Here is a 12,750-nt window from a genome sequence, read left to right on the forward strand (position 1 = left end):
TCCAATAATGGTCGATGCTACCGGAGCAATTGCACCGGCACCAAAACCCTGTATAAAACGAAATAAAATCAATTCATGCATCGAATCGGCAAACCCACACAAGACAGAGCCGATTAAAAAGATAATGATTCCAATAAGTAAAATTGGTTTTCTGCCAAATAGGTCAGAAAGTTTTCCATATATCAAAACCGTAACTGCATTCATAAGCAAGTAACTTGAAAACACCCAGCTATACAAAGAAAACCCGCCAAGGTCTCCAACAATTGCAGGCATCGCTGTCGATACGATCGTTCCCTCTATGGCATTCATGAACATTGCCAGCATCACTGCAGCCAGCACGAAGGTACGCTTTGTCACCTTTTCTCCACTGTTTTTTCTTGCTGTCTGTTGCACTTCGTTCACCCTCTATGTTTTCAATATGTATTTTTTCCAGAAGGCAAACATAACGCCCCCGGTAAAGGGAGCGTTATGTTTGCCTATTTAGCAGCATCCAGAAGATCTCGATTAACTTTTTTCAAGATTGCTCTTCTTGTTAAAATTCCTTCAAATATTCCATCTTCATCAACCACACAAACAAAAGGATGATCAATTAATAGTTCAAGCCCTTTTTTTATTTTATCTTCAATATGAAGACGCGGAATAGTAAGGGTCATAATCTCAGAAACTTTTTTGTTTTCAAGTTCCTCGAACTCAATTCGCTGCAGGCCTAAGATGGACTCAAGGATTACCGGTGTACTGATAAGACCGTGTAGTTTATACATAGGGTCTAACACTGGAATAGCTGTATACCCGCTTTTAGTTAATACAAGCAGGGTATGCTCTAGGTTGTTCGTCACTTGGACGTGCGCAACCCTTTCAGAAGGTATCATCATGTCTTTCACGCTGCATTCGAGTAAATTCCCATCATGAATACCAATCATGTCAAAACTCCTTACCTAATAAAAGTAGTCATATTTTTCTTACAGTTCTAGTGTAACATAGGAAAAGGAAAGATTCTTTCTTTGAAATAGAAATTTTGTAAGCCGTTTCAATGGCGTTTCATTACCCTTTACTTACCTGGATGTTACGAAGTGTGTAATCACACTCTAAACATTTATAAATTACATTTTGATTTGATTGTGCCGTTATCACTCTATTCAAATCATTTGTTTTGTTACACAAAGGACATACACATTTAGGCATTTTCATTTTTCAGCCCTCCTGCTTTAGGATACAGCAGAAAGTGAAATAAATACCTATTACTAGGATTTCTTATTCAGATTAGTTTCTATTTTTTCAAGTGTCTGCCGAATGGCAGCTAATTCTCTTTTTGCGAAAATGAGCTCTGCCCACAACAAAAGCACCCCAAAAAATAATAATACCAAAATGAGATATAAACCCATTGTCCACCTCTTTCAAACGCAAGAATTTTGCTAAAGTAATGAACTTGCAAGCTTTTGATTGTTCCAAAAACTCTCCATTGCCATCAGAATGTTATCGGACGGATACGGGCTTTAATTATACCACATGTTTCCAGTAAAAAATAATTTGTTGACTATCATCAAAAACAAGCTTACCAAAAAAAACAGCCTGAGATAACATCAGGCTGTTTTCCTATTTGTGATGCTTTACAGTAAAAGATCAAAGATTTCAATTGTAATCATATCAATATTATCAAATTGATATTTAGAAGACTTGTTCTTATCACTAAATACTTCTAATTCAAACATTTCCGTTTTGCTGAAATATGTAACTTGGCATTTTTTCACTCCATCTATTTCAAAAAAACGCTCTGCAGATTCGGTTTCCTTCGCCTGCTCTTGTAAACTTTTCAATCTGGTAAGAATGCCCTGTAATTGAGACATACTCCCACTCCCTTCTAATAAAAACCTATTCGATAGGTTTCACTATATCACAAAAAACTATCCAATAACACGCATGTTTTAATTTCAGAATCTTAAAAAACTTTAATATAATCGGACAGACAAATTTTACATATTAATTAGCTGCCAATAATAAACAGTTATTAGGAGAATTCCTCCTAAAAAGTCCAAGCAAGGACGAAACTGCCTTCAGAGTAAAAGAAGAAAGAAATGTGTTGATACGGTTTTCTATTCAAGCTCTTCAATTTCTTCTATAATAATAAAGCTATTACTTTTATCTGGAGGTTTCTGAACAATGACTAACGTAATACTCTATACTCAACCGGACTGCCCGCCATGCAAAATTGTTAAATTGTTTTTTAAAGAAAATAAAATTACGTATACTGAGAAAGATATACGCGCTGATTCTACAGCGATGATTGAGCTGACAAATAAATATGGATCATATTCAACTCCAACGGTCATTATTAAAGATGAAGTCATAATTGGATTTGAAATAGACAAAATGAAAAAAGCATTATCCATAGACTAAACGCATAAAACCCAAGCCCGCATATGGGCTTGGGTTTTATTTTAGCAGGATATCATCAATTGTTGAAAAAGCCTGAGATTGAAAACGATTAAAGGAAGTAATAATACTCTGTGGAAGCATCCCAAATCCTAATGTTTCTGTACTTAATTTTTTTATTGTAAATTTACTGCTTAGTTGATTATCCTTTACTTGTTTGTTTTTCTGGTTTTTTTCAGTTTCAAGGCTTATTTCATGCACTTTCCATTTTCCTTGCTGCTTGACCAATATTACTATTTCAGAATCCGTATAAGTTATCGGACCCTCTGAATGTTCAGCCAAATCTTCACTAATCACCAGTTTTTCTTCGTCCTTACTTTTTTCTATAATTGTATGCTCATTATAACTAAAGAATGGAATATAGTTTTCTGCGGAATCTGATCCTAAAGTGGCATAACCGCCATCCACTTCTACAACATTTTCTTTAACAAATTTATTAATCATTTCACTCGTAAAATACGGTTTCAGTTTTTCTTCAATTTCTTGGATGCTTCTTGCTTTCTCACTGATCTCAACTTGTTGATTGAAAGCTTTTTTAAGTGTGGTAAAGACCTCATCTCTAGTATTCTCAGCAGAAGTTGTTTGTGCCAAGGTAAACAGACTAAATAGGAATACCCCTGCAAATAATGCCCGGAATTTATTCATAATTCGCCTCCTAAGATGTGTTGTAACGGTAAGTTATTAATTATGTACCCGCTTGTCTAGAAGGCAAACGTCATTCTTTAAGTTTCTCTTTTGAACACGTTCGAGATAACACAAAAAACTTGCAGGCTTTATCCTGCAAGTTTTTTGTGTTATTTAAAGACATAATAAAAAATAAAGCCGGCTACTACTACTGCAGCAAAAATTAGTGCAAGAAAAATTGGATTTAATAAATAAGGGTGATCATGAGCAGACCCTTCAACAGAGGGATCCAGTTCTCGTTTTTTATCTTTTTGTGTTTTAAGTACCACCAGGCTATAGTAAAGGGAATATAGAATAATGATGATTACTAAGATGCATAAAATCCAAATAAAGGTACTCAATGATTACGCTCCCATCATTTGTTTCCTATAGCTTGACACTTGATACCCTAGTTTATGCATCAAACGGGTGATTATAATAAGTCATCATTTTCATACAAATACTCATACGAAAGATCGATAAATAAATAGCTGTTATGATCGAGTGGGAAGGAGAATGTTCGAATGGTTTCCCCTGATTCGATATCACTATATAAATCAGACAAGATTCCTTTTTTTTCATGCTTCATCTGAACGATATTTTCAAGGAAATAAGGACGCCAGCTCCAATTCTTCCCCATATATGTTTCCTGTACAATCCAGTTTCCTTCTTTTTTCAGGATATTAGGTGAAATTTGAAATCCTTCTTCGTTACAAATATAAAGACGGAAGGACATCGATTCAATTTTTTCAGCCAGAGTATGGAGCCATTCTCCATAGCCGGCAGTTTTTTTGTGTTTAACCATAAAGGACTTCATGTCTTCATTAAATTTATTAGTTAATTGATAGACGTTTTCCAGCTTTTTCATTTCTAAAGTGATAAAGCCACGACATTCTTTCTTGAAATTTTCCCGTAATATATCCCGGTCAACCAGCTCTAATTCAGGTTTGGCGAGCAAGAACCCTTGATAATAACGACCTCCGTTTTTCCATGCATACCTTAATTGATATTGGCTCTCGATATGTTCAAACAACAGATTAGCCCCAATTTTTCTCGCTAAAAAACTTAAAGAAAATAGAATGACCTGTGTAACTTCACCGCTCGTTTTTCGCAGTTGTTCTAAATTCACCTTTAAAATATGAGGTGATATTTGCGCAATTCGATCCATTTTACTTTCTGCCCCATTATGATCAAGCGCAATTTTCATCCCAAACGTTCTATAATACGATAGTACATGCTGTAACGAATCAAGAATCTCCTCATAATCGGTATCCGATAATTCGAGAACGATTCGTGAAACGGCATCCCCCTTAAAATAGGTTTGGATAATGGATAAAAACTGTTCTCCATGGTCAATCATCAGCAAATTGGGATCTCGATTAATAAAGATTAAAAAATCCTCTTCTTTAGCGGAAAGGATGGCTAATGCTTTATCCAGTAAATTGTTATCCACTTCATTTCGATACTCCATTGGAATTTTGCTATCAAGGAAAAACGGACCCAGGCTCTGATAACCGGTTTCAGTTTTATAACGGCCTAATATTTCAAACCCTGCCACACGATGCTCATCAGCACTAAAGATAGGTTGAAAAAAAGGCTGGACCCGGTCAAGGTTAGCTAATATATCTTCTGAATTCAAGACGTTCCCCCCTATCATCATCTCTACATAAAAAGTATATCATTAGTTGACTGGTACGAAAATTCAAAATAATAGATAAAAAAATCCGTACCTTAAAGGTACGGATTTTTTTGGGGGAGTCCATTTCCCTTAGAAAGGGAAAAAGAGCGGGATGGTCACAATTACAATAAGACCAATTAAGACTTGCATTCCTATTCCAACAATGGCAAAGTCTTTATAATTATAGTCACCAGCTGTCATAACCAGTGCATTTGTTGAGGATGCTCTTGGAGTTGAAAACGCCAGAGCAGCAGCCACTGTTACACATACTAAAATGGGTATTGGACTATAATTCATATTGACTGCCACAGTATATGCAATTGGAGCTATAAACATTGTGATCGCAATATTGGAGACAAATTGAACACCAATCAAGGTCATTATATAGAGTAATGCTAATAAACTATAAGGACCGGTATCTCCAATTATTTGTTCAATCCAAATACTTACCTGAATCAAACCTCCGCTCTTTTCAAAAGCAGCCATGAGTGGGAACATCGCGACCAGAAGTATAATGGATTCCCAGTTGATTCTCTGATATGCTTCTTCCATCGATCGAACACACCCAGTAATCACCATAAGAAATGCTGCCATTAATACAGTATAAACCTGGGGAATGACATTAAAGGCAAGCAGAAGAATCATAAGGATCACGATAGAGGCAGCAATTGGTGCTTTCGCTTCCTGAACAAAATCACTTTCTTCTGTCGCACTGCCCAGAACAATAATATCTTGCAGGTCAGCCGAAATCATTTCAATATTCACCCATTCACCATGAATGAGAAGTGCATCCCCTGGTTTTAATATTTCGGTACCAAGATCAGCTTGAATATATTCACCTTTACGATTAATAGCTAGTACACTGCATTGATATTTTTCCCGAAAATGAATATCTCGCAAGGTCTGATTTTCATAATCAGAATGAGGCATAATTAAAATTTCCGTCATCCCAAATTTACTATTAGCCAGATGTTTTTTTACTTCTTCCTGGTTAAAAGGCCGTGTTTCTAATTCATAATCGACTGTTAGACGAGTTACCGCTTCTGCTTCACCAAAAACTAAGATTACATCGTCTGGATGAAATACTTCGTCTGCTTTTGCCGACAAATTTTGATGTTTAGAAAGGAGACCGAGTTGCTTATCTTTGGATTTTCGTTTAATTTCAATTACTGTAATCTCATAATTAATAGGCAGCACCAAATCAGAAAGCCTTTCACCTACTAAATCAGAGTGTTTAGGTATTTGGAGATAATGAAGCCTATCATATACCTTATACATCCCAGCTAGTTCACCAGCTGATAGATCTTTCCCGCTGCTTTTGGCAGCCAAATGCTGATGAGGCAGCAGCTTTTTACCCATAAACAGAATTAATAAAAGAGCTGCTAGGAGCGTAATAAGACCAATTGGCGTCAATGAAAAAAAGGCTAATGGTTCATAATTATTTTTTGTCAGCACCTCATTTATAATTAAGTTAGATGGTGTACCCACTACTGTCAACAGACCTCCTAATCCACTTGCAAAAGCTAAAGGAATTAAAAACTTCGAAGGACTTCTCCGCTGCTTGAGGGCTGTACTCATAACAATAGGGAGCATGATTGCAACAATCCCCGTACTGCTTAAGAAACCTCCAAAGAACCCGGCTGAAAGCATAATAACGATCATTAGTCTCCGCTCACTGCCTTCACTCCATTTCAAGAGCGGATGAAAAGTTTTCTCAACGAGTCCAGTATTAAATATACCAGCTCCCACTATGTACAGACTGGCTAGAATAATCGTGATTGGATTAGAAAATCCAGCTAATAGTTCCATTGGTTCTAATATGCCGATTATTCCTAGCATCAGCATAGAACCAAGTGCAACAATATCTGCACGGAATTTTCCATAGATAAATAGAGAAAATACACATAACAGGATGATAATCGGTAAAAACATTGACTGCGTAGTCATAAAGTACCCCCGTAAAGATGTTCAAAATATAAGTGATAGTGAATGCCTATTTGCGGTTCGCACAAGCTTATACTTTGATTTAAATGCAATAAAAAACAACATATTCTTCTTTTTATGATTATTCTTTGTTAGTATGAGGTAGTAATATTTTTACAGAATAGGTTGATTAATAGTGAAAAAAAATATGTCGAGAAGATCTTTTTTAAAAAAATCTGCAGGAGCTTTACTAAGCATTACAGGACTTGGCATGGGCGGCCATTATTACGCCCATGATATCGAGCCTAGCTGGATCGATATCAAACGAATAACGGTCAAGCACAAATTAATTCCTGAAGGCTTTAATGGTTTTAAAATCGTTCAATTTAGTGATACACATCTTGGATTTCAGTTTCAAATTAAAGACTTGATCTCTGTCATTACCAAAATGGAAAAGCTTCATCCAGATGTCATGATATTCAGCGGCGACCTAATGGATCAGCCGAACGAATATCCAATGCCTGAAGAAATCATTCCATATTTAAAGAAAATCAAAACACCATTCGGTAAATATTGTATATTTGGAAACCATGACCATGGTGGAAATGGTTCTGAAATTTATCGTAATATTATGGAGAAGTCCAATTTTAAAGTACTTCAAAATGCTCATTCTAAGCTTTCACTTATGAGTGGAGAAGCCATTTATTTAGCCGGCATTGACGACGCCATGCTTGGAAGCCCAGACTTTAAAAGTGCACTATCGGGAATTCCAGATAATGTTTATACTATTCTTTTATCTCATGCACCTGATCTAGCTGATAAGGCTGTTGACTATAATGTTCAGCTGCAGCTCAGCGGCCACAGTCATGGGGGACAAATCCAAATTCCTTTAGCAGGAGCCTTAGTCACTCCGCCATATGCCGAAAAGTATACAGAAGGCACGTATGACATTCAAAATATGGTCCTGCATGTCAATAGAGGACTAGGGACAACGAGGCTGCCCTATCGTTTTCTTTCTCGACCTGAAATAACTTTATACGAATTACAGAAAGAATAAAAGAAAATCCGGAAAAATAAGCAATCGTGCCTAATTCACTACTAAAGTCCCATTCCAATGAATTATATCATTAGTTTGGTAATAGAAAAACAGCTTTTCTTCTTATTTCTGCAATTATGTGTTTGGCAACGAGCTTTCGGCACAGAAATGCCATGGATGATTCCATGGCTTTTTTATGAGCTTTTCTAATTAGGCTATGATTAAAAAAATTCGTCCCTTATAGCAGGTAACCTGCTGAAAAGAGCAGCATTCCCCCAAAAACGGTTACTACAATATAGATAGCAAGATGCAGGTAGCTCCCTTTTTTAAGTAATTCAATAGACTCCATACCAAACGTAGAGAAAGTAGTAAATCCGCCTAGTATACCAGTGATCAAAAACAATTCAGAGGTTTTCGACACATCTCTATTATCTGGAAATACAAACCCGATGACCAGTGCACCAATTAAATTAACAGAAAGAATTCCCCATGGAAAACTGGTAATAATTTTTCTGGATAGGTACGAACTTATACCAAACCTTGCAACAGCACCAATAAACCCTCCAATCAGTACTGCCAATATATCTATCATCCCTGTACCTCACCTTTTTGAAGAAATATAAATTCCTATTAAACCGAAAATAATTCCTAGGATTAGAGTAGCACTGATATACAAACTTGAAAGCCACACGGACGTTTCAAGTAATCGTATCGATTCCGCTGTGAAAGTCGACATTGTCGTAAAACCACCACATAAACCCGTACCTAACAAAAGAGGCACTGGTTGATTTCTTTTTGAAAAGTGCCCTGTCAGCATCCCTAGGATAAAGGTTCCGATAAGGTTGACACTTAAAGTAGCTAAAGGAAAGACTGGTATATGGATAAATACATTTACTCCATAACGCAGAAAAGAACCTAAAGCACCGCCAATTCCGACAAAGAGATACTTTTTCAGCATTCCCAATCCACGTCCATTTCATATATTCATTCTTACATTATATCAGAATCAGTATAAACAGGCTCTTTTCAATGAAAATGTCATAGAATGAAAAGAACTATAGAAAAGGAGGTCTTTTCATGCACTCCCCCTATCCAGTTTATTCCCCTGTCTATCAACAGCAGCACATGAGAAATGGCTACCCGCCTCCCCAGAACGGGAGATTTGTTCCATTCTTTCCATTACTTCTTCCTTTTGTAGCTGGTTTGGCTGGCGGAGCACTCGCCGGCGGTGCATTGTTATATAACCGGCCGCCTTATCCATATCCATATCCTCCGCAGCCTTATCCGGGCTATCCACCAGGGTACCAGCAAGGCTATCAAGGCGGTTACCCCGGCTATCAAGGATATCCTCCACAAGGTTATCCCGCAGCCTTTGGAACCCAGCAGGCAGTAACCGACAATATTAACATCTATACTGGTTCTGGAAGATTAACAAATCTATAATCGACATTCCGCACCAACTGTAGGCTGACGAGAAACTTCGACAGCCTTTTTTATTGGCCTCTAATTTTGGTCTATGACCTAGATTTGCTATAATATAGTCAGCGTACTAATCTAATTAAACTTCTTCCGTTTCACCTCTTCATCTCCAACTAATTTCAATGTTTTTTTTTCTTCCCTTCCTTTCAATAGTGATAATGGTATAATATGTACTGCAAGGCACCAGTATTTTAGGAAAGGAGTTTCTATATGAAACCAACAACCGGGCAACGGGAGCAAATTTCCCCATCCGATAACACTCTTGCCCAAGCTATTTTTATTGTCAATAAACATGCGAAAACAGCACCTGAACCCAAAGCTTTATATGAATTAAAACGCTTGACCATACTAAAATTATTAAGCGAGGGGAAAGCAAAAAAGTTAGGTCTTCACTTTTCTGATAACCCTAAGTTTTCTGCACAACAATCCGATGTAATTATCCAATGTGGAGATTATATCTTCCATCTTCCTCCTACCAGGGATGATTTAAAAACCCTTCCTCACCTCGGGAACCGCTCTTCATCCGTTCGAAACCCGAAAGCTGTATTATCCTTATCACGTGCGAAACTAATTTTGCAAACGTATATTGGACAGACAGTCGAGACAAAAATGTCCAATGTGAATACCGGCAAACCTAATCAACCATCACGCCGGCAGCAAAATCAAAAATACGAAAATACATTTCTTTCGTCATTTTTAGGAAAAGGATATAAATCACGTTAGCTTCTGCGATCTCCTAAACGTTTAACTTTCCCTAATACTCTCCAAAAAGAGAAAAATCGGTGCATGAATTGCCCGATTTTTCTCTTTTTTAGATACGTTTATAAAATTAGTTCATCAATCAGTAAGATCAATTCGGCAATTTCCGGCTTACTAACCTGTGCATCTGCTCCCACAAGTTGTCCCTTATGACGAAGATCCTCCGTGATCAAAGAAGAAAAAATGATGATTGGCAGTTTCGCTAACTCTTTATGCTCTTTAATTCGTTTGGTCAAATGATGTCCATCCATCTGGGGCATTTCAACGTCTGTTATAACCAACTTCACTTCAGAAACCGCGTTTCCCCCGATTTCAATCAAATTCTCCAAATAGTTCAAAGCATCTTTGCCGTTCTCAAAAAATTCGAGGTTTTCAAATCCTGCTTCTGTTAACGTGTCATGTAAAAGCTGCCTTAAAAGTGGTGAATCTTCTGCGACGACGATTCGTTTATTCGACCGTTCCCGCTTCCCTAACTTCTTTACCTGTTTACTATTAATTCCTGAATCCGGATTAATATCCACTACTATTTTTTCAAAGTCCAGCAGCAACAGCATTTCACCATTCAACCTAATAACCCCGGTCGTCTGACTTTCAAGGCCTTGAAACATTTCAGAAGGCTTTTCTATTTGATTCCAAGAAAGCCGGTGAATCTGAGTAACTGTATGAACATGAAAAATTATTTTTTGTTGATTAAATTCGGAAACGATAAACTTATCTTGACTTGGGTTCTTCGAAGGTGGAAACCCCAGCGCTTCAGCAACATTAACGACTGGAAGCACTTCTCCACGCAACTCAATAAGTCCTTCGACATTTTTATTGCGTATGCGGGACAAAGGTAACGGGTACAGGATTGATAATTTCCTTCACTTTAATAACATTAATCCCAAATTTATTTGTCCCAATTCCGAATTCTACAATTTCCAATTCATTGGTCCCGCTTTCCAGCAGGATTCCTTGTTTATTTTCCATCTCGCACTTCCAATCTTCATGTTTCAATTTAACGATCTATTTGATCCAATCAGTAGATCTTTCTTTATATAAATCGGAATAAACAGACCTCATGTTAAGGGATTTAAGAAAAAAAGCCGATTTCTGTGGAAGAAACCGGCTTTTTTCTTAAAATTATTTTTTCACAACTAATGTACTTGCTATCATATCATGCAGTGTTTGTTTTTTTCCGTAAAAGCAGCCATCAAATAACCGATGTAAAATATCATCCCTGACAGTATCGTTGCAAAGTATCTGCCGGTCGCACGACCAAAGGTAAGACGATTTCCATTCAAATCTGTTACAATTAACCCCATTATTTTTTTCCCTACAGTACCTTGCATTTTCGACGCTGTTGTCAAAATATAATATAATGCTATAGCTACTAACGCGATAATGTAAATAACGGTGTACCCAAGAAGCATCGTCACCATTTCTCCATCAGTAGCAGTACCTTCATTTGGTGCCATAATAAAGCTGTAAATGATGAAGAGAACGCTCAGTGGAACTGAGATAATGATTCCATCAATGATTGAAGCAGCCACTCGAACCCAAAAGCCTCCATACCTTTCACTTACATTTCCATAGTTATTTACAGCTACTTTACTCACAATACCTTACCTCCTTTAAACCTAGTTAACTACTAATAATTGCATATTAATTGTACCAAAGTTGTGTTATTTTAGCCAAAATCTTCATAGGAAAATCCCTAGAAAATAAGGAAAAAGGATGCTATTACTTTATCTATTTTTTGTAAGTTTCATCCTTATTTCCTATTTTTTCGATTGATGGTCAACCAATTTTTTTGACAAAGTACATAAACATACACAACGCAATTCCACCCATACCCCCAAGAACTATGTAATAACCATAATGCCATTCAAGTTCCGGCATGTTTTTGAAGTTCATACCGTAAACTCCTGCAATAAAAGTTAATGGCATAAAAATCGTTGTAATAACCGTTAACGTCATCATTGTTTCATTCATATTATTTGAATTAACTGAGAGATAACTGTCCCTAATATCTGAAGAAAAATCACGATACGAATCAAGCATTTCTGACAGCTTCAATAAATGATCATAAACGTCATTGAAATATAGATGCTGATCAGTTAAGAATTTCAGTCTGTCAGAATGAACCATGCGATATAACAAGTCGCGCATCGGCAGAATAGTTTTTCTGAATATTGATAGGTCTGATCGTAAATCAAATAAACGATCCATTAAATGACTTATGTTTTTATTGGCCCGATTATCTTCAATCTCGTTTAATTCCCGCTCCATGTGATAAATTAACGGGAAATATTCATCCACCAGCTTATCGATAATTCCATGCATTAAAAAGAAGGGTCCTTTCAATGGCTGTTGACTTTGGGTAACCTTGTTCCAGGTTTCCTCTATCTCTATAATAGCTTCTTTATGAAATGTGACAATAAAGTCATGGCCGACGAACATGTCCAGCTCCACGGCATTTAGTCGTTTTTTTTCAAGCGCATGGATGACTAAAAATTCATAGCCATCATAAAAATCAAGCTTCGGTCGCTGCTGATAATGATCTAAGCAATCCTCAATAGCTAAGGGATGAAACTGAAAAAAAGAAGCTAATTGTTCAATTTCACTTTTTGACGGCTGGTTAAAATCTACCCAGTACCATTCGACATGATCTTTTTTCACTTCTACTAGCGGACAATCTATGATCATTTTATGATCTTTAGTAATAACAAACGTATTTATCAAGTCATCAAATCCTCAACTGTTTTTATTATATATATGGCTTAAAAGTCCAGTTTATTGG

The 12,750-nt window shown here is 36.7% G+C and carries 15 protein-coding genes and 1 pseudogene; 4 read left to right on the plus strand and 12 right to left on the minus strand.

The genetic code is table 11. The annotated features are described in order from the left end of the window. From WYK_RS18700 to WYK_RS18710, 3 genes are all read right to left on the minus strand, one after another. Positions 1–324: MFS transporter (locus tag WYK_RS18700; protein WP_152526513.1), on the minus strand; the 324-nt coding region annotated here is incomplete at its 3' end. Between the two features lie 152 nt (positions 325–476). Then, positions 477–920 carry a cyclic-di-AMP-binding protein CbpB gene (cbpB, locus tag WYK_RS18705; RefSeq protein ID WP_040375977.1) on the minus strand — a complete coding sequence of 148 codons (444 nt, stop codon included), beginning with the start codon at positions 918–920 and terminating at the stop codon, positions 477–479. A gap of 687 nt (positions 921–1,607) precedes the next feature. Then, entirely contained in the window at positions 1,608–1,844 is a 237-nt protein-coding gene (locus tag WYK_RS18710) for a YkuJ family protein (protein WP_040375978.1), read from the minus strand. A 313-nt stretch (positions 1,845–2,157) separates the two neighbouring features. On the opposite strand from WYK_RS18710, the gene WYK_RS18715 reads away from it, so the two are divergent. After that, the gene (locus WYK_RS18715; RefSeq protein WP_040375979.1) at positions 2,158–2,394 is read left to right on the plus strand and encodes a glutaredoxin family protein; all 237 of its coding nucleotides are present in this window, start codon (positions 2,158–2,160) and stop codon (positions 2,392–2,394) included. A gap of 36 nt (positions 2,395–2,430) precedes the next feature. Here the strand turns inward: WYK_RS18715 and WYK_RS23455 are convergent, their stop codons facing one another. The 4 genes from WYK_RS23455 to WYK_RS18735 form a co-directional block, all read right to left on the minus strand. Then, positions 2,431–3,075: a DUF3993 domain-containing protein gene (locus tag WYK_RS23455; RefSeq protein WP_051387691.1), complete on the minus strand. Its 645-nt coding sequence runs from the start codon at positions 3,073–3,075 to the stop codon at positions 2,431–2,433. A gap of 149 nt (positions 3,076–3,224) precedes the next feature. Continuing rightward, positions 3,225–3,455: a hypothetical protein gene (locus tag WYK_RS18725; RefSeq protein WP_051387693.1), complete on the minus strand. Its 231-nt coding sequence runs from the start codon at positions 3,453–3,455 to the stop codon at positions 3,225–3,227. Between the two features lie 71 nt (positions 3,456–3,526). Beyond that, the gene (locus tag WYK_RS18730) at positions 3,527–4,732 is read right to left on the minus strand and encodes an EAL domain-containing protein (protein ID WP_040375980.1); all 1,206 of its coding nucleotides are present in this window, start codon (positions 4,730–4,732) and stop codon (positions 3,527–3,529) included. 129 nt (positions 4,733–4,861) lie between these two features. Next, positions 4,862–6,718, minus strand: coding sequence for an SLC13 family permease (locus tag WYK_RS18735; protein ID WP_040375981.1), 1,857 nt, complete (start codon positions 6,716–6,718; stop codon positions 4,862–4,864). A 172-nt stretch (positions 6,719–6,890) separates the two neighbouring features. On the opposite strand from WYK_RS18735, the gene WYK_RS18740 reads away from it, so the two are divergent. Continuing rightward, positions 6,891–7,751 (plus strand): metallophosphoesterase, encoded by an 861-nt coding sequence (locus WYK_RS18740; protein ID WP_040375982.1) that lies wholly within the window; start codon positions 6,891–6,893, stop codon positions 7,749–7,751. Between the two features lie 217 nt (positions 7,752–7,968). On the opposite strand, the gene crcB is transcribed toward WYK_RS18740, so the two are convergent. Further along, positions 7,969–8,322, minus strand: a complete 354-nt coding sequence (crcB, locus tag WYK_RS18745) for a fluoride efflux transporter CrcB (protein ID WP_040375983.1) — start codon at positions 8,320–8,322, stop codon at positions 7,969–7,971. 9 nt (positions 8,323–8,331) lie between these two features. Continuing rightward, positions 8,332–8,685 (minus strand): fluoride efflux transporter FluC, encoded by a 354-nt coding sequence (locus tag WYK_RS18750; protein ID WP_040376010.1) that lies wholly within the window; start codon positions 8,683–8,685, stop codon positions 8,332–8,334. Positions 8,686–8,807: 122 nt separating this feature from the next. Between WYK_RS18750 and WYK_RS25170 the strand changes: the two genes are divergently transcribed. After that, positions 8,808–9,173 (plus strand): hypothetical protein, encoded by a 366-nt coding sequence (locus tag WYK_RS25170; RefSeq protein WP_051387695.1) that lies wholly within the window; start codon positions 8,808–8,810, stop codon positions 9,171–9,173. Positions 9,174–9,419: 246 nt separating this feature from the next. After that, on the plus strand, positions 9,420–9,932 hold the full coding sequence (locus tag WYK_RS18760) for a YkyB family protein (RefSeq protein WP_051387697.1): 513 nt from the start codon (positions 9,420–9,422) through the stop codon (positions 9,930–9,932). A gap of 98 nt (positions 9,933–10,030) precedes the next feature. On the opposite strand, the pseudogene WYK_RS18765 reads toward WYK_RS18760, so the two are convergent. The 3 genes and pseudogenes from WYK_RS18765 to corA form a co-directional block, all read right to left on the minus strand. Next, positions 10,031–10,937, minus strand: a pseudogene (locus WYK_RS18765) (chemotaxis protein). A 182-nt stretch (positions 10,938–11,119) separates the two neighbouring features. Then, positions 11,120–11,566 carry an RDD family protein gene (locus WYK_RS18770; RefSeq protein WP_235782563.1) on the minus strand — a complete coding sequence of 149 codons (447 nt, stop codon included), beginning with the start codon at positions 11,564–11,566 and terminating at the stop codon, positions 11,120–11,122. A gap of 181 nt (positions 11,567–11,747) precedes the next feature. Further along, positions 11,748–12,692, minus strand: a complete 945-nt coding sequence (gene corA, locus WYK_RS18775) for a magnesium/cobalt transporter CorA (RefSeq protein ID WP_040376013.1) — start codon at positions 12,690–12,692, stop codon at positions 11,748–11,750. Between the last annotated feature and the right edge of the window lie 58 nt (positions 12,693–12,750).

It is taken from the genome of Peribacillus psychrosaccharolyticus ATCC 23296, from assembly GCF_000305495.1.
GTDB classification, from domain to species: domain Bacteria; phylum Bacillota; class Bacilli; order Bacillales; family DSM-1321; genus Peribacillus; species Peribacillus psychrosaccharolyticus.

What these genes read in the sequence shown, in the direction of transcription:
- cbpB (WP_040375977.1), bottom strand. Translation starts at nt 920, where the DNA reads ATGATTGGTATTCATGATGGGAATTTACTCGAATGCAGCGTGAAAGAC.
- WYK_RS18710 (WP_040375978.1), bottom strand. Translation starts at nt 1,844, where the DNA reads ATGTCTCAATTACAGGGCATTCTTACCAGATTGAAAAGTTTACAAGAG.
- WYK_RS18715 (WP_040375979.1), top strand. Translation starts at nt 2,158, where the DNA reads ATGACTAACGTAATACTCTATACTCAACCGGACTGCCCGCCATGCAAA.
- WYK_RS23455 (WP_051387691.1), bottom strand. Translation starts at nt 3,075, where the DNA reads ATGAATAAATTCCGGGCATTATTTGCAGGGGTATTCCTATTTAGTCTG.
- WYK_RS18735 (WP_040375981.1), bottom strand. Translation starts at nt 6,718, where the DNA reads ATGACTACGCAGTCAATGTTTTTACCGATTATCATCCTGTTATGTGTA.
- crcB (WP_040375983.1), bottom strand. Translation starts at nt 8,322, where the DNA reads ATGATAGATATATTGGCAGTACTGATTGGAGGGTTTATTGGTGCTGTT.
- WYK_RS25170 (WP_051387695.1), top strand. Translation starts at nt 8,808, where the DNA reads ATGCACTCCCCCTATCCAGTTTATTCCCCTGTCTATCAACAGCAGCAC.
- WYK_RS18760 (WP_051387697.1), top strand. Translation starts at nt 9,420, where the DNA reads ATGAAACCAACAACCGGGCAACGGGAGCAAATTTCCCCATCCGATAAC.